General features: G+C 59.3%; 26 protein-coding genes. 19 read left to right on the top strand and 7 right to left on the bottom strand.

The window, feature by feature from the left end; genetic code table 11:
* Positions 1–173 precede the first annotated feature (173 nt).
* A complete protein-coding gene (locus tag DW943_RS06320; protein WP_117862514.1) occupies positions 174–734 on the bottom strand; it encodes a TetR/AcrR family transcriptional regulator in 561 nt (186 codons plus the stop codon).
* A 143-nt stretch (positions 735–877) separates the two neighbouring features.
* On the opposite strand from DW943_RS06320, the gene DW943_RS06315 reads away from it, so the two are divergent.
* The 4 genes from DW943_RS06315 to DW943_RS06300 all read left to right on the top strand — a co-directional run bounded on the left by DW943_RS06315 (position 878) and on the right by DW943_RS06300 (position 3582).
* A complete protein-coding gene (locus DW943_RS06315; RefSeq protein WP_089572807.1) occupies positions 878–1078 on the top strand; it encodes a hypothetical protein in 201 nt (66 codons plus the stop codon).
* The gene (locus DW943_RS06310; protein ID WP_055252677.1) at positions 1075–1764 is read left to right on the top strand and encodes a radical SAM mobile pair protein A; all 690 of its coding nucleotides are present in this window, start codon (positions 1075–1077) and stop codon (positions 1762–1764) included. Before DW943_RS06315 ends, DW943_RS06310 begins: the two co-directional genes overlap by 4 nt.
* The gene (locus DW943_RS06305; protein WP_055252675.1) at positions 1752–2660 is read left to right on the top strand and encodes a radical SAM mobile pair protein B; all 909 of its coding nucleotides are present in this window, start codon (positions 1752–1754) and stop codon (positions 2658–2660) included. Before DW943_RS06310 ends, DW943_RS06305 begins: the two co-directional genes overlap by 13 nt.
* 199 nt (positions 2661–2859) lie before the next feature.
* Positions 2860–3582, top strand: coding sequence for an NAD-dependent protein deacetylase, SIR2 family (locus tag DW943_RS06300; protein ID WP_117862513.1), 723 nt, complete (start codon positions 2860–2862; stop codon positions 3580–3582).
* Here DW943_RS06300 and DW943_RS06295 read toward each other — a convergent pair.
* Positions 3566–4330: a carboxymuconolactone decarboxylase family protein gene (locus DW943_RS06295; RefSeq protein ID WP_117862512.1), complete on the bottom strand. Its 765-nt coding sequence runs from the start codon at positions 4328–4330 to the stop codon at positions 3566–3568. The two genes, DW943_RS06300 and DW943_RS06295, sit on opposite strands and share 17 nt — an antisense overlap.
* 152 nt (positions 4331–4482) lie before the next feature.
* Here DW943_RS06295 and DW943_RS06290 point away from each other — a divergent pair, with 152 nt between their 5' ends.
* Positions 4483–4923: a MerR family transcriptional regulator gene (locus DW943_RS06290; RefSeq protein WP_117862511.1), complete on the top strand. Its 441-nt coding sequence runs from the start codon at positions 4483–4485 to the stop codon at positions 4921–4923.
* A gap of 137 nt (positions 4924–5060) precedes the next feature.
* On the opposite strand, the gene DW943_RS06285 is transcribed toward DW943_RS06290, so the two are convergent.
* Positions 5061–5696, bottom strand: coding sequence for an NAD(P)-dependent oxidoreductase (locus DW943_RS06285; RefSeq protein WP_199572804.1), 636 nt, complete (start codon positions 5694–5696; stop codon positions 5061–5063).
* Positions 5697–5833: 137 nt separating this feature from the next.
* On the opposite strand from DW943_RS06285, the gene DW943_RS06280 reads away from it, so the two are divergent.
* Positions 5834–6211, top strand: a complete 378-nt coding sequence (locus tag DW943_RS06280) for a winged helix-turn-helix transcriptional regulator (protein WP_370448073.1) — start codon at positions 5834–5836, stop codon at positions 6209–6211.
* Between the two features lie 271 nt (positions 6212–6482).
* On the opposite strand, the gene DW943_RS06275 is transcribed toward DW943_RS06280, so the two are convergent.
* A complete protein-coding gene (locus DW943_RS06275) occupies positions 6483–7106 on the bottom strand; it encodes a TetR/AcrR family transcriptional regulator (RefSeq protein WP_117862509.1) in 624 nt (207 codons plus the stop codon).
* Between the two features lie 29 nt (positions 7107–7135).
* Positions 7136–7489, bottom strand: coding sequence for a dihydropteridine reductase (locus DW943_RS06270; protein WP_117862508.1), 354 nt, complete (start codon positions 7487–7489; stop codon positions 7136–7138).
* Between the two features lie 62 nt (positions 7490–7551).
* On the opposite strand from DW943_RS06270, the gene DW943_RS10370 reads away from it, so the two are divergent.
* The 4 genes from DW943_RS10370 (at position 7552) to DW943_RS06255 (ending at position 10190) form a co-directional block, all read left to right on the top strand.
* The gene (locus DW943_RS10370; protein WP_147346295.1) at positions 7552–7773 is read left to right on the top strand and encodes a DUF6019 family protein; all 222 of its coding nucleotides are present in this window, start codon (positions 7552–7554) and stop codon (positions 7771–7773) included.
* Between the two features lie 639 nt (positions 7774–8412).
* Positions 8413–8886, top strand: coding sequence for a LytTR family DNA-binding domain-containing protein (locus tag DW943_RS06265; protein WP_117790868.1), 474 nt, complete (start codon positions 8413–8415; stop codon positions 8884–8886).
* Positions 8879–9358, top strand: a complete 480-nt coding sequence (locus DW943_RS06260; RefSeq protein WP_117765241.1) for a DUF3021 family protein — start codon at positions 8879–8881, stop codon at positions 9356–9358. The genes DW943_RS06265 and DW943_RS06260 overlap by 8 nt, the downstream gene beginning before the upstream one ends.
* Positions 9359–9938: 580 nt before the next feature.
* Positions 9939–10190, top strand: coding sequence for a YjdF family protein (locus tag DW943_RS06255; protein WP_199572802.1), 252 nt, complete (start codon positions 9939–9941; stop codon positions 10188–10190).
* A gap of 237 nt (positions 10191–10427) precedes the next feature.
* On the opposite strand, the gene DW943_RS06250 is transcribed toward DW943_RS06255, so the two are convergent.
* Both DW943_RS06250 and DW943_RS06240 read right to left on the bottom strand, forming a co-directional pair.
* A complete protein-coding gene (locus DW943_RS06250; protein ID WP_147348634.1) occupies positions 10428–10817 on the bottom strand; it encodes a hypothetical protein in 390 nt (129 codons plus the stop codon).
* Between the two features lie 517 nt (positions 10818–11334).
* Positions 11335–11940 (bottom strand): helix-turn-helix domain-containing protein, encoded by a 606-nt coding sequence (locus DW943_RS06240; RefSeq protein ID WP_158566123.1) that lies wholly within the window; start codon positions 11938–11940, stop codon positions 11335–11337.
* Between the two features lie 152 nt (positions 11941–12092).
* Here DW943_RS06240 and DW943_RS06235 point away from each other — a divergent pair, with 152 nt between their 5' ends.
* From DW943_RS06235 to DW943_RS06200, 9 genes are all read left to right on the top strand, one after another.
* Positions 12093–12302 (top strand): hypothetical protein, encoded by a 210-nt coding sequence (locus DW943_RS06235; RefSeq protein WP_117862504.1) that lies wholly within the window; start codon positions 12093–12095, stop codon positions 12300–12302.
* Positions 12292–13356, top strand: coding sequence for a site-specific integrase (locus tag DW943_RS06230; RefSeq protein ID WP_117862503.1), 1065 nt, complete (start codon positions 12292–12294; stop codon positions 13354–13356). The genes DW943_RS06235 and DW943_RS06230 overlap by 11 nt, the downstream gene beginning before the upstream one ends.
* Positions 13349–13798 (top strand): hypothetical protein, encoded by a 450-nt coding sequence (locus DW943_RS06225; RefSeq protein ID WP_117862502.1) that lies wholly within the window; start codon positions 13349–13351, stop codon positions 13796–13798. Before DW943_RS06230 ends, DW943_RS06225 begins: the two co-directional genes overlap by 8 nt.
* Positions 13788–13988, top strand: coding sequence for a hypothetical protein (locus tag DW943_RS06220; protein ID WP_147348633.1), 201 nt, complete (start codon positions 13788–13790; stop codon positions 13986–13988). Before DW943_RS06225 ends, DW943_RS06220 begins: the two co-directional genes overlap by 11 nt.
* Positions 13988–15217 carry a virulence-associated E family protein gene (locus tag DW943_RS06215; RefSeq protein ID WP_117862500.1) on the top strand — a complete coding sequence of 410 codons (1230 nt, stop codon included), beginning with the start codon at positions 13988–13990 and terminating at the stop codon, positions 15215–15217. The genes DW943_RS06220 and DW943_RS06215 overlap by 1 nt, the downstream gene beginning before the upstream one ends.
* 223 nt (positions 15218–15440) lie before the next feature.
* The gene (locus DW943_RS06210; protein ID WP_117862499.1) at positions 15441–15926 is read left to right on the top strand and encodes a hypothetical protein; all 486 of its coding nucleotides are present in this window, start codon (positions 15441–15443) and stop codon (positions 15924–15926) included.
* Between the two features lies 1 nt (position 15927).
* On the top strand, positions 15928–16392 hold the full coding sequence (locus DW943_RS06205; protein ID WP_117862498.1) for a hypothetical protein: 465 nt from the start codon (positions 15928–15930) through the stop codon (positions 16390–16392).
* Positions 16379–17737, top strand: a complete 1359-nt coding sequence (locus tag DW943_RS10485) for a hypothetical protein (protein WP_158566121.1) — start codon at positions 16379–16381, stop codon at positions 17735–17737. The genes DW943_RS06205 and DW943_RS10485 overlap by 14 nt, the downstream gene beginning before the upstream one ends.
* Complete coding sequence (locus DW943_RS06200) at positions 17734–19674, top strand: type IV secretory system conjugative DNA transfer family protein (RefSeq protein ID WP_158566119.1); 1941 nt, start codon at positions 17734–17736, stop codon at positions 19672–19674. The genes DW943_RS10485 and DW943_RS06200 overlap by 4 nt, the downstream gene beginning before the upstream one ends.
* Positions 19675–19896 lie beyond the last annotated feature (222 nt).

Here is a 19896-nt window from a genome sequence, read left to right as displayed (position 1 = left end):
TCGGCTCCGCTGCAGCTTGGAAGCAAGGCAGGGGCGATCCAAGCCGATTTGGGCGCCCTGCTCTCGGTGGCGCGGGCAGGTGGCGAGTAACGCGGAGCGGTAGACGCGCAATGAGGTTTTAGCCGCAGCCTCCGAACGAGAGGGCTCGGAGGCTGGTATTCCTGAATCGCAGGTCACGATGGGTTATCGGAATCGCGAAGAGCGGATACCGCCAGTAACCCCCCTTCGGAATAGGCGTTGAGCAGCTCCTGGGCATGGGCGAACTCGGGGCCTCGTCTCCAGCCGAGCAGGCGGTTGACGGCCAGATTGCCCTGGACGTTGTGGACGAAGAGCAGGAAGGCGTCTTCGCGTGAAAGCCCTGTTTTCTCCATGACCCAGGGAACCATCTGCTCCGCTCCGCGTTCTATGACGCGCTGGGCTACGCGAGCGTATGCGTCGCTGTCCGAATAAAGCAGGCGATAATCGTCGTCTGCCGGCGGACGCTGGCAAAGCTTTGCCGATTCAACCCCCTCAAGCGGGGGAGCCGCTGCCAATGCCTCGTCGATAAGCGCATCGAGCAGCGCGTACTTATCCTCGCAATGCAGATAGAACGTTCCCCGGTTGATCTCGGCGCGGCGGCAGATGTCCGCCACCGTCATCTTCGCGAAGCCGACCTCGGCCAGCAGCGCGAAGAACGCCTCCTGTATGACCGAGAGGGTGTAGCGCCGCCGGCGGTCGATCTTGGTTTCTCCCATCGCCTCTCCAATCTGAGTCGTTTGACAATGTCCAGTAGCTGTTCGTTTATCGACAGGTGCACGCGTTTGTTCATTGCCCCTGCGAAAATCAACAAGGATACTGTTTATAGACACCTGTTTTTTATAGCTGAAAGGGAGCACGGATGACCCTGTGCGAGAAGCTCGGCATCGGGCTTGTCAGCCGATCGTTTTCCCATCGGGCCGTCTATCGAAACGGCGGCACGTCATACGATTTGAGCGATTGCGAGCCTGCTGCTTGCAAGCAAGATATCGAGGCTTTTGCCCGCAAGGTGGGGGAGGCTGATTGTGTGTTTACGGGAGAGGCAGGTAGGCAGGCGTTATGAGCATCTGCATCAAAAATCAGATTCAGAATATGAATATCGTCATCGGCTGCACGGTGGGGTGTCCATATTGCTATGCCCGTAACAATGTGAAACGTTGGCATATGATTGACGACTTCGCTGATCCTGCGTTCTTCCCGAGCAAGCTCAAGATGATGGAAAAGAAACGCCCGCAGAACTTTCTCCTTACCGGCATGAGCGATCTCTCCGGGTGGAAGCTGGAATGGCGAGACGAGGTATTTGCAAAGATCCATGAGAATCCACAGCATCAGTTCCTGTTCCTGACCAAGAGACCCGATTTGCTGGATTTAGATACCGACCTGGAAAACGCATGGTTCGGCGTTACGGTGACGAGGAAAGCGGAGCTGTGGCGTATCGACGCCCTTCGGAAAAACGTCAAAGCAAATCACTTCTTCGTTACTTTTGAGCCGCTATTCGACGATCCCGGTACGGTCGACCTTTCCGGAATCAACTGGATCGTCGTCGGTACCATGACCGGGGCGCAGAGCAGGAAGGTTCATACGGAACCGGAGTGGGCATGGTCTTTGACGGACCAGGCGCACGCGCTTGGCATTCCAATGTTTATGAAGGAAGACCTCGTCTCTGTCATAGGGGACGAAAACATGATTCAGGAATTGCCGGAAGAATTCGAAAGAGTGCTGGAGGTGCAGAGAACATGGCGGAAGTGATCGATGGAATCCTCATCAATGAGGTGGAAGCAAAGAACATCATGACCAAGTCCAGCCTGCCGGTAGGCGGCTACTCGGTCAATCCCTATGTAGGCTGCACGCATGCCTGCAAGTATTGCTATGCCTCCTTTATGAAGCGCTTTACCGGACACAAGGAGGAATGGGGCACCTTTCTTGATGTGAAGCATTGGCCGGAAATCAAGAATCCGAAGAAATACGCTGGACAGCGGGTGGTTATCGGTTCTGTGACGGATGGCTACAATCCACAGGAGGAGCGATTCGGGAATACCAGGAAACTCCTGGAGCAGCTGATTGGCAGCGATGCAGATATTCTGATCTGCACAAAGTCCGATCTTGTGGTACGGGATATCGATCTGCTGAAGAGGCTTGGACGAGTGACCGTTTCATGGTCGATCAACACGCTGGATGAGAACTTCAAGAACGATATGGACTCCGCGTCGAGCATCGAGCGTCGTATCGCTGCTATGAAGCAGGTGTATGACGAAGGTATCCGTACGGTCTGCTTCGTGTCCCCGGTATTTCCCGGCATCACGGATTTTGAGATGATTTTTGAGCGAGTAAAGGATCGGTGCGATTTGTTTTGGCTCGAAAATCTCAATCTTCGGGGTGGTTTCAAAAAAGCGATCCTGGATTATATCGCCGAGAAACATCCCAATCTCGTACCGCTTTACGATGAGATCTATAACAAGCGCAACCGTAGCTATTTTGAAGCGCTTGAAGTAAAAGCCGAGGAAATGGCCAAGAAGTACGATTGCCCCTTTGTGGACAACGAAATGCCTTATGGCAGAGTCCCCCAGGGGCATCCGGTGATCGTGGACTACTTCTATCACGAGGAAGTCCGAGGGTCAGATAATAGCGGAAAAAGAAATCGTTAAACGAAAACCGACGACGATTCGCTCGAGCGATCAGCGTCCACGCGCGGCTTCTGCCGATTGGCGCAACGGGCGACGGATTAAGGGATCGCTCGGGCGGATGATCCCGCTGCAGTACAGGCGGTCGCTCAATTTAGCGGCATGAGCGTTTTCGCACGGAAAACCAGTATCCCCTGTGCCGAGTTTAATCGTAGCGAATACAATGGGCACTGAGCATCAATCGAAAGTAGTCAAGAGCCTTTTCGACGGCTTCTACCACCTCTACCCCAGCCTCGAGCAGCAATGGGCATACTATGCGCGATACATCGACTTCATGCTGCGCGAGCTGGCCTCGCAGCCCTATCTCGACCTACGGTCCCTCATCGGCCATAAGGACTACTTCATCCTGAGCACCAATGTGGACACCCAAGTCGAGAAGACGTTTCCCACCGAGAGGATCTGCAACTATCAGGGAAGCTTCGCGCACCTTCAGTGCAAGCAGCCATGCTGCGACGAGCTCTTCGACGCGAGCCCCTACGTCGAACGCATGCTCGCGGGCATGGCGGGGTTCGAGGTCCTCAGCGAGGATATCCCCCGATGCCCGCATTGCGGCTGGCAGCTTGTGCCGTGGGTGCGCGATGACACGTTTCTGCAGGGTGCGGTATGGCGCGAGAGCCTCGGACGATACGAGCGCTTCGTGCGCGAGCGCAGCGATCGCCGCGTGCTGTTGCTGGAGCTCGGCGTGGGCGAGATGACCCCCGGCATCATCACGCTCCCGTTCTGGAGCATGACCGCGAAGCTGCCGGATGCGCACCTTTTGAGCGTAAACATCTCGGGCGGCTCGGCTCCGCTGCAGCTTGGAAGCAAGGCAGGGGCGATCCAGGCCGATTTGGGCGCCCCGCTCTCGGCGGCGCGGACGGCGAAGGTATTTAAGCCTCCTTGTTAGTCTCTTTGAGATATTCCCCGTCGCCCACGGGCTCTAACCACTCGTTGGAGGCCTCCTCGCCCGGAACCTCCAGCGCGAGATGGGAGAACCAGCTCTCGGGCGCGGCTCCGTGCCAATGTTTCACACCCGGGGCGATGTTGACCACATCGCCAGGGCGCAGCTCCTGTGCCGGTTTACCCCATTCCTGGTAGAACCCTCGACCAGCCACGCAGATGAGAATCTGTCCGCCGCCGTTTTTGGCGTGGTGCACGTGCCAGTTGTTGCGGCAGCCGGGCTCGAACGTCACGTTGTAGACGCCAACCTGCTCGGTTGATAGAGGCGCGAGGTAGCTTTGCCCGATAAAGTACTTCGCGAATGCATCGTTGGGGGCACCGATGGGAAAGGCCATCTCGTTTTGGTGCTCGGCTTTTGCATCAGCGGCATCGTCATCCGCCCAGACCTCCTTCGCCATGCGAAAGGCCGCCCATGCCTTGGGCCACCCCGCGTAAAACGCGGCGTGGGTAAGGATTTCCGCTATCTCCGCCCTGGTTACACCGTTATTCTTTGCGGACATCAGATGGTATTGGAACGAGGAATCCGTCAGTCCCTGCGCCATCAGCGCCACCACCGTCACCACGCTGCGGTCTCGAAGGGAAAGCTCGCCCTCTCGGCTCCACACCTCGCCAAACAGCACATCGTCATTGAGCTGTGCGAATTTGGGGGCAAAGTCCCCTAGGGCATCTCTGCCTGCCGTCTGTTTAATTGCCATGATCGATCTCCCCCTGTCGATGGTTTAGGTGCAAATCTGTTTCCGCATTACGAAACACCCTTTGCAATCCCTGTTCTAATGACGAGAATGAAGGTAATACCTAAACCTGACTTTAGGTCAAGGAATGAATTCGAGATTGATTCGGAGGAGCCATGTACACAATCGGACAGGTGTCGGAGATGTTCGGCTTGCCCGCCTCAACGCTGCGCTATTACGACAAGCAGGGATTGTTCCCAGCATTGGAGCGGACGTCCGGCATTCGGCAATTCGGCGATACGGAACTCGAGGCGCTTCGGGTCATCGAATGCCTCAAGAAAGCGGGGATGGAGATCAAGGACATCCGTCTATTCATGGAATGGTGCGCGGAGGGTCCATCGACATACCCCAAACGCAAGGCCATGTTCGAGGAGCGGAAGACCCACATGGAGCTAGAGATCGCGAACATGAACCGCGCGCTGGACATGCTGAAGTACAAATGCTGGTACTACGAGCAGCTGAATCAGAGCAACAACGAGGCTGAGCTGAAGGCACTGATTCCCGACGGCTTGCCAGAAGACATCAAAGAGGCCTACGAAAACGCTCACGCTCGATAGTGCCAAAAACGTCCCTTCTGAAACTCAACCATTGTTTAAGATGTCACAACTTAGGCAACAAGACTGGTTGCCCCGGTACGCAACGGGAGGGTCGACGCGGCTGGCATCGACCCTCCCATTTCCCAAACGGCATAAAGCTACTTGCTCACAACCGAGATGCGCTGGGCGACGTGGTTACCGGACTCGATCTCATCGACCATGGCAATCGCATAGTCAGCGTACGAGAGCGTTGACTCGCCGCGGCTGTTGAGCGTGAACTCCTCGCCCGCCAAGATATACTCACCGGTGCGCTCGCCGTCGGCCTGGAAGTCAGCAGCAGGGGAAATGAAGGTCCACTTGAGGCCGTCCGTTTCGCGAAGGTGAGCAAGGACTTTGCCGGCCGCGGCGGACAGCGGCTTCCAGTCATCGGGAAAGTCCGGGCCCATATCGACGGTGACCGTATGCTCGGGGTTGACGAACAGCGAGCCCGCGCCACCCACGATGAGCAGGCGCACATCGGTGTCGACCAGCACATCAGCCAAGTGGATGCCCGCGTCGGTGATACCGGGGATGGTCTCGGGCGTCCAGCCGCCCACGGCGTCCACCACGGCGTCGAATCCTTCGAGGTCTTCCGTCGTGAGCTCGAGTGCGTCCTTGATGACGGAGTTCTGAGCGGCGGTCCTATTCTCGCCGCGTACGATGGCGGTCACGTCGAATCCGCGACGCACGGCCTCCTCAACGATGAGGCTGCCGGCCCTGCCGTTCGCTGCTACAACTGCGATTTTCTTGGTCATCATGCTTTCCTTTCGACCTGCGGCACTCGCCGCCGCTTTCCTTGCAGCTCATACGATACGCGTCAAAGGTATATAATGGAAAGTAGGCACATAATAGTGCTGTAAGCACCAAAAGGAAACTAATGTAAATGACGTGCATGATTGCAGACGGAGGTTTCGCGAATATGACGGCACCGACTTTGGAGGACCTGCCTGCCTGCCCAGTGGAGACAACGCTTTTACTCATCGGCAACAAGTGGCAGGTGCTCATCCTGCGCGAACTCTCGCTCAAAGGCACGATGCGCTTTAAGGAGCTGCAACGCTCGATCGGCAAGATTTCGCAGAAAGTTCTTACCAGCAACCTACGAACCATGGAGGAAACGGGGCTCGTTCATCGTGAAGCGTTCGCAGAGGTGCCCCCACGGGTGGAGTACTCGCTCACCGACCTGGGACAGACACTCAGACCCGTTCTTGACGCAATGAGAGCTTGGGGCGAGAACTACAAGGAGCAGCTCCGCGGCGGCGGGCTTCGATAAGTAGCTCCTACTGGTTACACGCCTACAGAAACCCCTCCGTCCTATCGCCATCACGGGAAACCCTCCTCCTTGGTTCTCGCCGCAAACGGCTTCGAGGCCGCGCTGGCGGTCCCGGCACGGCTGGAGTCGGCCCGCGCGAGCAGCGGAAAGGGACACACGCCCTTTACCAAGGTAGATTGCTGCTTTCGCTTCCCGTTCCTTCCGCAGTATTCTCAAGGCGGATGCGCGGCCCGCGCTCTTGGCGCCTAGGGGGCGTCGCCGTCACATCGTTTCATTCGCGTCTCTCTTTAGCGTTGGCAAGACGTCGGTTCGTGCCGTTCGGGTGCACGCAGGTTTTGATAATGCGCACCATCTCATCGATAGGCGTTTCGCAGCCGCTTTGGATCCAGTCCTGAACCACGGCAGAGAGCCCATGCACATAAAAACTGATGACAAAGGCCCGCTGCTCGCTGGGATAGCCAAAGCGCTCCAACACTGGGTCGATGATGTGCTTCGCTAGGGCCTCGAATCGCTCCTGAGCTTGCAGCGTATGCCCGTTTGCGAGCATCGCGCGATAGATGGAGCAGCTGTCTTGAACGAACTCGAGGTAGGGCCTCAGATACTCGTTGGTTACGAAAACGAGCTCATCGAGGGAAGCCGTACGGATAGCCCCGATCGTGTCTGCGGCGCTTTGTTCAAAGCGCTCGAAGAACTTGGTGTTCACATGCTCCGAACACTCCTTCACGAGGTCAGGGACACCCTGGTAGTGAAGGTAGAACGTAGAGCGCCCCACCCCGGCCTTCTTGCAAATCTCCTTAACGGTTATGAACTCCGCGCCCTTGTTCTGCAGCAAGTCGAGCAAAGTCTCGTCCATAAGCTGCGCCGTCGTAAAGTATCTGCTCTGCTGCCTGTTCACCCAAGCCTGCCTCTCCCTGATGCCAAAAGCTATTCGCCGGCAATTCCCTTGGCAAGCTCCATTATCTCAAAGGCGTATTTCTTCTTAGAGGTTTCCAGAATCCGGCGATACAGCACAAGGTTCACGCTTGCGCCTGCGATACCCAAGATACCAAGGACGATTCCGAGCACAAACAACGTGCCCTCGCCAGGTCCCAGCATACCCATGGTCAGGCACATGCCCGCACCCAACAACAGCGAGAAAGCGATGCCAAAGCTGTAGGCGAAGACGTTCGCGGGGCGCTTTGCTTTGGCATCGAGCTTCTTGAGCGCGGTGAGCTTGGAGGCGCTTTTGGGCGCGTATTGCTTGGCGATCGATTCCGCGCAGATCTTGTCGGTGTCCATGTTTTCTTCCTTTTCTCTATGGCTTGTTTGACAACCCAAGAATAGGAAGAACGTGCAGGCGATTGAAGAACACAAACGGGACGTTGTGTCCATGTTATATCGGCGAATGTCGACACTCGCCGCAACTGCTCGGAATGATGATTGCGCTGTATTTCGTTATCAAATGGGCAGTGAAAAACGGCATAAAAGAAGCCTACGGTGCTGTCACTGGCAAGAATACCGCTGAAGATATCCAAAACGAAAAAGAGTTGAAAGAACTTGGATTGGATCAAGAGGATCGATAAATCCAGTTTCACTGCCCCTAAAACGGCCTCGCTTTGTCCTCGGGGACAATGATGCTCACTCATTCATTTGAATTCGTCTTGAGGAGCGCCTTGACGCGCAGAGCGTAACGTGTGGCCTAGAGAGGTCGTCCCCTGCGCTTTGTCCTTCGCGCGCCCGTGCTTACCTTGATAAGGTCGGCATCACGAAAGAGCATCGCTTCCTCGAGGTACCTGTCACGATTCCTGAGTCTGCTGCATTTCAAGAGCTGCTCCTAAAACTCGAATCTGATTACACTTTTGGGAGTTTCATAACTCTGCGCCACAAGATGAGCAAAGAACGCACCTCGATATGAATCGACTAAAGGAATTACGCACCTGCCGTGAGGCAGGCAGCCTGCTCAATCATCGCGGACTGCCAATTGATAAACCCCAAAAGCCGGACCGCACGGCGGCGCCCGTTTCGCTAAATCGGCTTGATGGAATGGCGGATCACGGTCTTGAGCTTCAATAGCTGGATGCGTTCAGAAATGGACACGAAGGCCCTCGGGTGTCATTCAAATCCAGTCTGCATCTTGGTTCCTCGACAGCGCAGCTTGGTTAAACGCCGAAGGTTCAGCTATCTTCGTCAGCTAGCATGAGAGCAACCCGAAGGGAGGACGCATGAAGATCACAATCGAAGAGCGAGAAGCAGCTCAAGATATAGAAGTCACGATCGTCTGCGTAAGGGTCGATCGCCGCGTGCTTGATATAACGGCTCGGCTGCGCATGCTTGACAGGAAGGTGACGGGCACGGCCGACGGCTGCACGCGCGTGCTGAGCGCAGAAGACGTCCTGTTCATCGAGTCGGTCGACAAGCACACGTTCATTTATACGGCCGACACGGTTCTCGAAACGGGCCTGCGCCTTTACGAGATGGAGGAGCGCCTGGCGGACTGCGACTTCCTGCGCATCGCGAAAGGTTGCATCGTCAACTTCCGCGCGATCACCGCCCTCAAGCCCGACGTCAACGGCAGGATCATCGCCACCTTGGAAAACGGTGAGCAGGTCGTTATCTCGCGCCAGTATGCGCCCGACGTCAAATCGAAGCTCGGTCTGAAGCAGTCGAAACGAAGGAAGGGAGACCGAAATGATTAACAGGGACATTATCGACACCGATAAAAAGACGCCCGTGGAAAACCTCAGGCAACTCGTGAAAAGCACCTGTATCGGCTTCACTGTTGCCATGATAGCCTTCTTGGCATTAGGGACTTGTTTCGCTGATGACACCGCCAAGCAGGGCATTAACTATTGCTGGTCGATTCTCGCCGCGTGCGTCACCGTCCCCGCGCTGCAGTTCGTGTTCTTCACGCCCGCGGTGATCAGACAGATGGCGTATCCCGCGCGCCTGGCGCTGTTCGACGTTTGCCTCTACGCAGCCCTCTGTGCATTGGCGTTTGTCTTTGCTTGGGTTCCCGTGAACAACCCCGGGGCGTGGGTTACCTTCACGGTTGTCTTTCTCGCCATCCTGGCGGTCCTCACTCTTGCTTTCAACGCCAAGCTGAGCCGCGAGACCCGCGAATTGAACGACAGGCTCGCGGAATACCGCAAGAGCAGGGAGACGGAATAAGGGTATAGCTGAGCATTATCGATGCTGGGCAAATCCTTACTCCCGATCCTCGGATTACCGCCCAGCGCGAGGACCTGATGCCAAGGCCGGCGCAGGGCGATGCTCGGCCCCGTTCGCTACCCCAAGCGCTTCCTGCGCGGTCACGCCCTTGTAGCCCCCCGTTCGCGCGCATAAGCGGGTTCATGTGCAGGGGAATGTCGATCCAGGTGCCGCTTGCTCGGTCAGCCTGATCGGATTGGAGGAAGACGACCTCGTGTTCAGCATAGACGATGGCGAAACTTCCTACGTATTGCGGTCTACCCAAGCCATCATTCGGTCCTCCTCGGTTTCGAAACTCGAATTTTTTTAAAGTTTCGAAACCGGGGAGGCAATATGCACAGGGATGCATCGAGGAGCAATTCCCAGTCGCGCCATGTCAGCAGCGATGCCGGGCGCATTCACACGTGCTACAATGCGGGCATCAGAGATGAAAACACAGTCCCCGTCGGGTAGTCGTGGGCGTGCGGGAGTCCGCATCAGTAACCTGCCTCCTTGGTTGTCCCTTCTCTGCATGGTCATCTACATAAAGGAGGAACCAACCATGCAGATCAGCGTGTCATCCACCCTGACCGTATATCATGACGGCCAATTCTGGGTCGGGCTGGCGGAGCATGTCGAGGACGGCAGATACGGCGTCGTCCGCATCGTCTTCGGTGCAGAACCGTCCAATGAGGAAATCCTGCAATTCGTTACAAGCAAATGGGCGAAGCTCTCGTTTTTCGGTGACGAGGCCACGGAAACAAGCAAGCCCGCGAAGAATCCCAAGCGACGCGCGTCGAGCAGCGAAAGCTGAAGCGCAAGCGGAAGCATCGCGGGCATTGATCGCCATTTGCAGCAAGGCAAACCATATACAGCAGCGGCGTCAGTTCCACTTGAAGCCGACGCCGCGTAGACGCTGATGGTGACGGCTATGCACGGGCACGGGCGCGCCGCCGCACTTCACAGCTTGTTTCTCAAGTATTTGGGACGCACACGCGGCGTTCAAAAATGCGGAGCGACTCCACATGGCTCGAGACTGAGCCGAGGTGCCCTACTTCTCGCCCTCCAGCAGCCCCACGATGCGGTCGATGTCGACGGCGAAGCGGGGCCTTCCCTCGCGCTCGTAGCGGTCGAGGTACGCCTGGCACTCGGAGACAATGCGCTTGGTGTTGCTGTCGATGATGCGCTGGAGCGTCTCGTAGTAGGCCGAGCCCTCGGTCCTTAAGCGGCGCTGGTAGGACTTGGTTATGGAGAACATCTTGATGTAGTGGATGCTGTGGCGACAGCCGGGGCGCGTCATGGGGCGGGGTGGTAACGCAAAGTACTGGTCTTTGGGCACGTTGGGGGCGATGTTGGAATGCAGCGGCACGGCGAAGTCCCTGCGCTTTCCGCGGAAACGCAGCCTCACCACCACGATGCAGGGGAGATTGTGCTTAAGCATGAGCTCGCGGTCGCCCTCGGCGAGGTCGAAGAAGTCCTGGGGATGGATACAATCTTCATCGGTTACGCCCCCTTCATACGAAGCGGGGCCCGCATCGCTGCGGGCCCCTACAGGTGGGCGATATTCTACGCCTTGCGGCGCCCCGTCGCCCACGGAGGTTAAACGTACACGTAAGCCGTACTCTAAAAGCCGCGGCTTCCGGCAAGTAGTTTACACCACGAAAGGTCGCTTTCAATGCGCATAGCTCGCAAAATAACACTCACCGGGCCGTCACCCCTGGCAGTTACCCTCCAATCTTCATTGGAGTCAGCAGGTCAATTCATATAGTCATGGGGGTTTAGCCTAAAGGGAATCAAATTTATACCCCCATAACTAAGGAATTATCTATTCCCACTCGATAACGAGTGTCGCAGGTAGATGGGGCGCTCGGATTGCCTCAACCTGTCTTATCAGGCATTTTCTCATCACAGCTTGATACTCATTTGGTCCTCACGGGAAGGAATGATCAAGGCGCAGGCTATATCTTCCCCGCTCGATGAGCACGATCCAGCTCATTCTGGAGTGACTCCGGCATCATCTCCACGGCGTGTACGGCACCTTCCCGCTCTTCGCCCGCAAGAGTCTTTCCCGTATAGGGATCAGGAATCTCTTCACCCATCCAGTTATTCAAAATCGTCGGGTTATAAGTGTCCTTCCAGTCTTCGTATTCCTCGCGCGAAATCTTGCCTTCTTCAAGCTGTGCGAACTTCTTCCCCCAGTCCATAAGTGCTTTCGGCACCATTCCGTACCCATAAGCGCGCAAGCTGGGAGAACCTTCTCCATTCGGCTCCAATTTGAATGATTGCTCAAAGTTAAACAGCATGTGAATAAATTGGAGTTCGTTTTCGACTCCATAGACTTCAAATGCCTCCGGGCGCACTTTAAGCGCTTTTGCCAGCGATTCGAGATGTTTCTCCTTCGGATAGCGCGCACCCAACTCATAGCTTCTCAGGGCAGATTCCCCTAGACCCGCCACCTTTGCCAGGTCTTTCTGTGTCATTCCCCGTCGTTCGCGTAACGCACGGATCTTCATGCCCATACGCAGCTTGTCCGAATTGCGCATCATCGCTTCTTTCGTGGTCAATTCCCCGTCGTTCATTAGGTTAAACGAGATACATCACATTTTCGTGATGATAATTCAGTTTTTCACTTGACCTCACATTTTTGTGAGCTATTCTATCTTTCGAAGCACCTCACATATTCGTGAGGTGCAAACCGACTGAAAGGAGCATTCCAATGTCCAACCAATTCATGAACGCCGAGGAGGTTGCAGGGGCCACGGGCATGAGTAAGTCTTATGCGTTCAAGCTGATCAAGACTTTGAATGCAGAGCTTGCAGCTCAGGGAATCATGACTATCCCCGGAAAGGTCCAGCGCTCGTACTTTGAGGCACGGCTTCTCTCCGCCCCCTCTAGGCAGAAGGCGGCGATGAGCCATGTCGGTTAGCCGGGACAAGAAGCGCGGGACCTGGACAGTCGAAGCGTGGTACCGCAACTCCATGGGCGAGCGTCACAAGAAGACGAAGCGCGGGTTCACCTCCAAGAAGAAGGCCGTCGCTTGGGAGCGCGACTTCCTCGCGTCCTGCGAGGAGCGCGTCGAGGTCACCGTCGAGACCTTCGTCAAGAACATGTACGCACGCGACGTCTATCCCCGGCTCCGCACCGGCACCAAGCTCACCAAGGATGCCATCATCGACAAGTACATCCTCCCGTTCTTCGGTAAGATGCGCCTCTGCGACGTCAAGGCCGCAGACGTTGTGCGTTGGGAGAATTGGCTCCTTGAGCAGGGCCTGTCGCAGAGCTATCTCCACACCATTTGCAACCAGTTCTCGGCCATCTTCAACCACGCCGTCCGATTCTACCGCTTGCCCCAGAACCCCATGTTGGCGGCGGGAAAGGTCGGCTCCAAGCGCCCTGAGAAGGAAATGCTTTACTGGACCCCTGCCGAGTTCAAGCTCTTCTCCCAGGCCATCGAGGATAAGCCTCTCATCTACCTCGCTTTCCTGACGCTCTATCTATCTGGCTGCCGCGAGGGCGAGCTCCTCGCCCTTCGCCCGGAGGACATCGACTTCGAGCACAATGTCATCCGCATCCGTCGCTCCTACGCCCGCATCAAGGGAGAGGACGTTATCGGCCCGCCCAAGACGCGAGCCTCGAAGCGCGACATTGTGATGCCGAGTCTTCTCCGCGAGGAGCTGCACGATTATCTGGCAATGCATCCTGAGATCGCTCCTACCGACCGGCTCTTCCCCGTCACGAAGCACGCATTGTCCCATGAGATGAAGAGGGGTTGTGACCTCTCGGGTGTGAAGCGCATCCGTATCCACGACATCCGCCACTCTCATGTAAGCGCCCTCATCAACAGTGGTTACTCGCCCACGGCGATCGCCGACCGCATGGGCCACGAGACCGCCGAGGTCACGGAGATGTATGCACATCTGTTCCCCTCGACCCAGCACGATCTTGTGGAGGCCCTCGATGGGGTGATGTCGGATGTCTAGGCCGATTTTGGACGCCAAGGGGCGCCGTCGCTGCAAGACCATCGCCTTTCGCATGTCGCCCGCAGAGGCAGACCAGCTCGACCTCCGCGTCGCCCTGAGCGGCCTGTCGAAGCAGGACTTCATCGCGAGAAGCCTGTTGGAAGGCACTTTTACCGTGGTCGCGACCACCCGTATGCGCAAGGCGGTCAAGGAGCGCGTGGGGCCTGTCGTAGCGGAACTCCGACGTATCCGGCGCGCAGGAGATATGGACGACGAGCTCGTCGAGTCGCTTGAGACGCTCTCCGCCTTCGCCGGGTCGTTCGTACCCGAGCGCTCCCCCGTGGAACTTGAAGACGCGCTTATCGCAAACCTCGGGATGGACGACGGCCTCCCCTACCAAAGCTCGACCGTCGCCCAAAAACATGAGCCCACACGTAAGGAGGGCCCTGTCGATGAATCTTAGCATGATGAATTCCGCCCGACGCCGCGCCGTCTTGCGCGACTACGGCCTCGACCACCCCCTGTCGGAGGAAGAGCTGGTCGAGCGTCTGGTCGACGTGGAGCTTCGCCTCAGCCGGCTCGAAGCGCTTGTCTCCGGCAAGAACCACCCCGTCAATGGCCCTCGACGCCCCCAGTCTCGTGGGGTGGCCTGATGGGTACGCAGAAGCACGACGACGTCCCCGAGCCGCAGCCCCCGGAGCGCCGCTCCCCGCCGACGGTCAACGAGATCGTCGAAGAGCTCAAGTCCCTCCCCTTGAACGTCGGCTACAACCGACTCGCGAACGAGCTCTTCAAGACCGGGCCCCTCCCCTGGGACGCGGATGCAAGGGAACGCCGGTGGCGCGACAGCGACGACGCGCGGCTCTTCGCCCTCCTCCAACAGACCATCTCCCTCCAGAAGGAGAAGTTCATGCTGCTCGCATTGACCATCGTCGCCGAGGACAACGCCTACGACCCGCTCGTCGCCATGCTCGACGCCCTCTCCTGGGACGGCGCTCAGCGCGTAGGGACACTTCTCAACGCCTATCTCGGTGCGGAGAGGAGCGTATACGTCTCGGAGGTCGAGCGCATCCTGTTCTGCGAGGGCATCGCCCGCGCTTACAACCCGGGCTGCAAGGCCGACTACATGCCTATCCTGTGCGGTGCCGGGGGCATCGGCAAGTCCTCCTTCGCGAGGGGCCTTGCCATGCGCGACGAGTACTTCAGCGACTCCGTGATCAACCTCGGCGACGTCAAGCTCACGGGCGAGCAGAACCGGGGCAAGTGGATCATTGAAATCCCCGAGCTCAACGGCATGTCCGAGCGCTCCGTCGAGAGTGTCAAGGCCGGAATTACCCGCCAGGTCGACGAATTCCGCGGGGCCTACTGCCGGCGGACGGAGGCTTTCCCACGGCGCGTGGTCTTCGTCGGTACCACGAACGAGGCCGACTTCATCCGCGAGCGGACGAGCGGCGCAAGGCGCTTCCTCCCAGTGCTCTGTGGCATCGAGCGCACAGAGAATTCCGTCTTCGACGAGGACTTTCCCGCCGCCGTCCGCCAGGCATGGGCGGAGGCCCGTACCTGGATGAAGGCGGGCGACCCCCGCTTCTCAACCATCCTCACACCTGAGATGGAGGCCGAGGCAGCCATGCAGCGCGGACGCTTCGTCGAGGAAGACCCCTGTGTGCAGAAGGTCCTCGCATATCTCCCCGGTAATACCGACCGTCCCATGTGCACGTTCGAGATCCTCGATAAGGCCCTCCACCTTGAGAAGACCAAGGCCAACTGCAAGATGGTCAGCCGCATCCTCTCGTCGCAGTGCCCCGGTTGGGTTCCGGGCAACAAGCGTCTCTGCCCTCCATACGGCAAGCAGCGCTGTTGGGTGTTCCGGGGAACGGATTAGGGCCGATGGGGTGCCACAGCATGCTGCGGCGGCACCCCATCTTCCGCCCTTCACCTGCAAGACCTTGCGGACGGTGCCGAAGGTGCCATGGATTCCAAAACTCTTAACCGAGCTTCGGCACCTTTGGCACCACGCAACCTCCCCGCAGCTAGAACCATCACCGATCAAGACATTCGAGCGAATTGCCGGCACCCGTACGGCACCGGCAGAAAGGAAAACCACGATGGAACTGATCAAGAAAATCAAATCGCGCCTCGACGACCTTCTCGGGACGATCCCCGAGCACAAGGGCGACGCCGTTGGCTCCGTGCTCGCCCATCTGCTGGAGTCCGATCCCGGCCTGAGCTTCGCACGAGCGGTGCGAGCCAGTGAACGTCCGGGCTTCACGCGCATTGTCCGCGCGGGGATCGCCTACTACGCAAAGCCGGAGTACAAGGTCCTGAATCCGTTCAAGGAAGGCGGGAACGGCGTCTACTTCGTCAAGGGCTGCAACGACGACCCCACCGGCATCTTCTTCACCGACGCCTACAACGTCGACAATATGGAGTACAGCGATGCCATCGCGGCCTACCTCTTCGCCTACGGCATCCCCCGCGACGACCTCGTCATGGTGCCCGTCACCTTCTGGCCCAAGACCTACGAGCGTACGCCCGAGAACATCACCGCCCTCCGCTCCGTCGGCGCGCCCCTCCCGAACGAGGGGATCTGATATGGCCGCCGGCAAAGACCGGTCGAAGGTCATGAGCCTTCGCCTCCCCGACAAGACCTACCGCCGGCTCCACGCCTACGGGGTTTCCAGGGGTCTCAGCGACAGTGCAGCCACGCGCGAACTCATCACCGCCGGGCTAGCCTCCGACGGGCTCTCGCTCTACTCCACCGAGCTCGGCACCTATCTTCGCGGCGTCATGCAGCCGCTGCTGGAGCAGCTCGACCGCACGCTCGGCGAGCGCAACGCCGAGCAGGAGGACCGCATCGCGCGCGTCGTCCACCGAGCGACCCGAGCCTCCATCGTCGCAGCTATCGCGGCGGTCGAGATCGAGAAGGGCACGTTCGAGGGCCTGGGCGGCGTGAGCGCCTCGGACATCTATGCCGCCTACGACAAGCAGGCCGGTCTCATGCAGCGCGGCATGACGCTCTCGGAGGCGAGGGAGCGCCTGTCAGATGGCAAGTCGTAGCAGCCTCGTCGTGAATGCCCGCGTGCACCTCTCCGGGTCGCGCGGGCGCTCCGCCGTCATCACCAACAACGTCGAGTACATCGCCACGCGCGAGGGGGCCGACAAGTCCGCCACCGTCGACGACCTCAGGCGCTCCGCGCTCGCCGAGAGGATGGGTCTCGTCGGCTACTGCGCCGAGAGACCCGGGTCGACCGCGCTCTTCGACCAGGACGGGGCCATCCCGCTCCGCGCAGCCCGCAGGGAGCTCGAGAAAGCCGATGGCGCGATCGCCACCGTCGTGCTCAGCGTGCGAAGAGACGAGGCGAGCGAGCTCGATCTCGCCTGCAAGGAGGATTGGCAGCGCTTCTGTCGCCGGAACCTCACACCAGCACTCGCCGAAGCGATGGACGTCCCCGAGTCAAGCGTCCGCTGGGTGGCCGCCGAGCACGAGAACCACCCGAGCTCCAAGCACGTGCACGTCATAGCGTGGTCGTCCGACGGCTTGTTCGACTCGCTCATAGCCCGCAGCAGGCTCAATCGGGCAAGAGGGGCGCTTACCGACGCGGCCCTGGCCCCAGCTCTCGCGGCCGAGCACGAGGCTCGCGACCTCGCGAGATCGCGAGCAGTCGAAGCCGCCCGCCGCGTTCCCGCCGAGGAGATAGACGTCGCGCTGCCGCCGGACGGCCGCATATCCTACGCACACCTCCACCGCTGGCACCCAGATGTCGCCAGGGCGGTCGACACCGCGATTGCGAAAGCCGAGTCAAAGCACCCTGAAATCAAGGAAGCGGGCACCTCCTACCGCGAATCCGTGGAGCGCTGCGCCGGCCTCAAGGGCCTCGAAGGCGTCGCAAGAGACCGTTACGTAAACGACGCCGTTCGCGAACTGCGCGTACGCCAGGGCAACGCCCTGCTAAGAACCATCGCGCCAGACCGAACGACGGCCAACGAGCGGGAACCGATAGCGTCTGCAAGGCTGGACAACGGCCCCGCAACGGAACGCAAGCGCATGAGGACGCTCATCGGCGAAATCCGTGCCTGCGTCACAGGTAAAGACCTGGAGGAGGCGCGGAAAGCCGTCCGCGAGCGGAGGCCCATCCCGGAGAGTTGTCTCCGGCCATGCCCGTCCTACGCGCTCTCCATGGCAAAAGCCCCTGTTGCGGCGGGAAAAGCTCTTGCCAAAGCGCTCGTATCCGCAACGGAAGACTCGAAAGGCAGGAAGGACCTGTCAGACGAGGTCGGGCGAAAAGCCGAGCGCGTGCTCGCAAGAGCATTGGCAGCGGCCATATCGGCCGCGATCAGGGGCGATGCAGCTGGCATCGTGCTGGCACCGGCGAAAACGATAGTGAAGGGAATGATTCTATGAGCAAGCAGAAGAGTTTCAACGTCGACGAGGCCGCGCACTTCAAGCGCTGTGTCGCCACCAGCGCGGCCGTCGGGGTCGCGATCGCACTCGTGCCGTTGCCCGCAATATGGCGCTGGCTGAGGGCATGGGTTGTCGGCACGGCAGCGACACTCGCCAGCTTCGGCACAGCTATGGTGCCCAAGCTCCCCGAGACCGTGCTCCGAAACCCGCTCGAAGCCCTTCCGGAGCTGATCGGGGACGACACCTTCCTCGCGGGATGCGCGACAATCCTCGTCCTCTCAATAGCCGCCGGTATCTGGAGCCACCTCGACTGGTCCCGTTGGCTCCACGACGGGACCTGGGTCGGCGGACGTCGCGCGCCAGGCGCACCCATCCACGGCGACGCAAGGCTCATCTCAGCACACGGTGAGCTAAAGCGCAGAAGCGAATCGTGGCAGGAAGGCAAAAGGCCCTCAGGCGGCACGCTGGTCGTGGGCGAGGTCGGAAAGAGCATCAGGCTCATCGACTCGGTCCACGCCTGCATCCTCGCCGAGAGTGGCGAGGGCAAGAGTCGCCGCATCGCGATCATGTCCGCCATGGCAAACTTCGAGCAGGGTCGCTCGATCGTGATCAACGACATCAAGGGCGAGCTCAGGGCCTACCTTGAGCCAGCGTTCGAGAAGGCGGGCACGCACCGCATCGTCGACGTTATGTTCGACGCGCCCGCGTCCTCAGTACGATTCAATCCGCTCGAAAGGGCAAAAGAGGCCTTTAGGGCGGAGGGGGCCGGCGGCTGTGCGAGGGAGCTGCGCGAGCTCGCGCGCTGCATCGTGCCCTCACCGTCGAAAGGCCAGCCGTTCTTCTACGACGGCGCTCGAAACCTCTTCGTCGGCATCTCCCTCACCCTCATCGAGAACGCCTCCATTCCGGAAGACGAGAAGACCGTCATGTCCGTCGCGGCCGCGATCTCGCCCTTGGGCGACCAGGGCCCGCTCGACCGCATCGCCGCCCTGGCAGCATCCCTGCCCGCTAGAGACCCCGCGCTCCCCTTCCTCGGCGGACTCAACGGCGAGCACGGGGGCGGGCCCGGCATCGTCTCGACCTTGAGCAACTGCCTCACCGAATACGTCGATGGCAACGTGGCCCGGATGCTCCACGATGACGAGTGCGGTCTCGGGGGCATCGGCAAGGAACCCACGGTGGTCTTCATCTCATCGTCCTCGGCAACGGGCAACTACAAGCGACTCGTCCAGACGTTCGTTTCGCAAGCGCTCTCGGCGCTGCGCTCCTGCGCTGCGGGCCATGCCGGACGCTGCCCCGTCGAGACCATCCTCCTCCTCGACGAGGCGGCCTCCCTCGGCCGCAACGAGAGGATCGTCCAGGACCTGGGAGAGATGCGCTCGGAGGGCATCCACGTCCTCTGGTTCTGCCAGTCGCTCCTCCAGCTCCAGTCCGTCTCCGGCTACAGCCAAGAAGAGGCCGAGACGATACTCGACCTCCTCAAGGACAAGGTCGTTCTCTCCTGCTCCAACCTGGACACCGCACACAAGCTCTCGGAGTCGATGGGCTCCTACACAGCAATCGCACAGTCCACGAGCCGAACGAAGGGAACGAACACCGGGTCGACGGGCACGAGCGAGGGGCTCGTGCGCAGGCCGCTCATCACGCCCGACGAGCTCCAGCGTTGGACCGGCCGCGAGACGGGAGCCCTCGTTATCCACGACGGTGTGCCGATGGCCTTTCCCAGCAGAGACGTCACCGAGACTTTCGTGGGACCCATGCTCGGGATGACGTCGCCCGATGCCGAGCGGGCGCTCATGGAGCAATCGACCGCTCGTCGTAAGGTCAGGAACGGGACGGTCCCGGAGGTTTGGCAGGGCCCGACCGCCCCCGATGCCACGGCGGCAGCGCCAACGAAGCCGAAAACGGTCGCAGGCTACGTTCCCGAGGGCTTCTAGCCGTGTAATCGCCCATACCCAGCCAAAATGTCCCGATCGATTACACGCCCGCGCCTGCGCACTACACGCGGGCGCGGGCGTTTTTCATGCTTGGCACAGCTATCTACCTGCACCTTCGAACTCGGCTCGCCGAGTTGCGCCGTTCGCCTTCGGCGAAACGTAGTGGAGCCTTATCCTGCACCGCCGCTTCGTGGCGGAAAACCGCGGTCAAAGACCCCATGA

The organism is Collinsella sp. AM44-11, assembly GCF_003467145.1.
Classification (GTDB): domain Bacteria; phylum Actinomycetota; class Coriobacteriia; order Coriobacteriales; family Coriobacteriaceae; genus Collinsella.
This window is presented reverse-complemented; position numbering and strand designations above follow the sequence as displayed.

Coding starts and splice junctions, on each gene's coding strand:
- DW943_RS06320 (WP_117862514.1), bottom strand. CDS start 734: ATGGGAGAAACCAAGATCGACCGCCGGCGGCGCTACACCCTCTCGGTC.
- DW943_RS06315 (WP_089572807.1), top strand. CDS start 878: ATGACCCTGTGCGAGAAGCTCGGCATCGGGCTTGTCAGCCGATCGTTT.
- DW943_RS06310 (WP_055252677.1), top strand. CDS start 1,075: ATGAGCATCTGCATCAAAAATCAGATTCAGAATATGAATATCGTCATC.
- DW943_RS06305 (WP_055252675.1), top strand. CDS start 1,752: ATGGCGGAAGTGATCGATGGAATCCTCATCAATGAGGTGGAAGCAAAG.
- DW943_RS06300 (WP_117862513.1), top strand. CDS start 2,860: ATGGGCACTGAGCATCAATCGAAAGTAGTCAAGAGCCTTTTCGACGGC.
- DW943_RS06295 (WP_117862512.1), bottom strand. CDS start 4,330: ATGGCAATTAAACAGACGGCAGGCAGAGATGCCCTAGGGGACTTTGCC.
- DW943_RS06290 (WP_117862511.1), top strand. CDS start 4,483: ATGTACACAATCGGACAGGTGTCGGAGATGTTCGGCTTGCCCGCCTCA.
- DW943_RS06285 (WP_199572804.1), bottom strand. CDS start 5,696: ATGACCAAGAAAATCGCAGTTGTAGCAGCGAACGGCAGGGCCGGCAGC.
- DW943_RS06280 (WP_370448073.1), top strand. CDS start 5,834: ATGATTGCAGACGGAGGTTTCGCGAATATGACGGCACCGACTTTGGAG.
- DW943_RS06270 (WP_117862508.1), bottom strand. CDS start 7,489: ATGGACACCGACAAGATCTGCGCGGAATCGATCGCCAAGCAATACGCG.
- DW943_RS06265 (WP_117790868.1), top strand. CDS start 8,413: ATGAAGATCACAATCGAAGAGCGAGAAGCAGCTCAAGATATAGAAGTC.
- DW943_RS06260 (WP_117765241.1), top strand. CDS start 8,879: ATGATTAACAGGGACATTATCGACACCGATAAAAAGACGCCCGTGGAA.
- DW943_RS06255 (WP_199572802.1), top strand. CDS start 9,939: ATGCAGATCAGCGTGTCATCCACCCTGACCGTATATCATGACGGCCAA.
- DW943_RS06250 (WP_147348634.1), bottom strand. CDS start 10,817: ATGCTTAAGCACAATCTCCCCTGCATCGTGGTGGTGAGGCTGCGTTTC.
- DW943_RS06235 (WP_117862504.1), top strand. CDS start 12,093: ATGTCCAACCAATTCATGAACGCCGAGGAGGTTGCAGGGGCCACGGGC.
- DW943_RS06230 (WP_117862503.1), top strand. CDS start 12,292: ATGTCGGTTAGCCGGGACAAGAAGCGCGGGACCTGGACAGTCGAAGCG.
- DW943_RS06225 (WP_117862502.1), top strand. CDS start 13,349: ATGTCTAGGCCGATTTTGGACGCCAAGGGGCGCCGTCGCTGCAAGACC.
- DW943_RS06220 (WP_147348633.1), top strand. CDS start 13,788: ATGAATCTTAGCATGATGAATTCCGCCCGACGCCGCGCCGTCTTGCGC.
- DW943_RS06215 (WP_117862500.1), top strand. CDS start 13,988: ATGGGTACGCAGAAGCACGACGACGTCCCCGAGCCGCAGCCCCCGGAG.
- DW943_RS06210 (WP_117862499.1), top strand. CDS start 15,441: ATGGAACTGATCAAGAAAATCAAATCGCGCCTCGACGACCTTCTCGGG.
- DW943_RS06205 (WP_117862498.1), top strand. CDS start 15,928: ATGGCCGCCGGCAAAGACCGGTCGAAGGTCATGAGCCTTCGCCTCCCC.
- DW943_RS10485 (WP_158566121.1), top strand. CDS start 16,379: ATGGCAAGTCGTAGCAGCCTCGTCGTGAATGCCCGCGTGCACCTCTCC.
- DW943_RS06200 (WP_158566119.1), top strand. CDS start 17,734: ATGAGCAAGCAGAAGAGTTTCAACGTCGACGAGGCCGCGCACTTCAAG.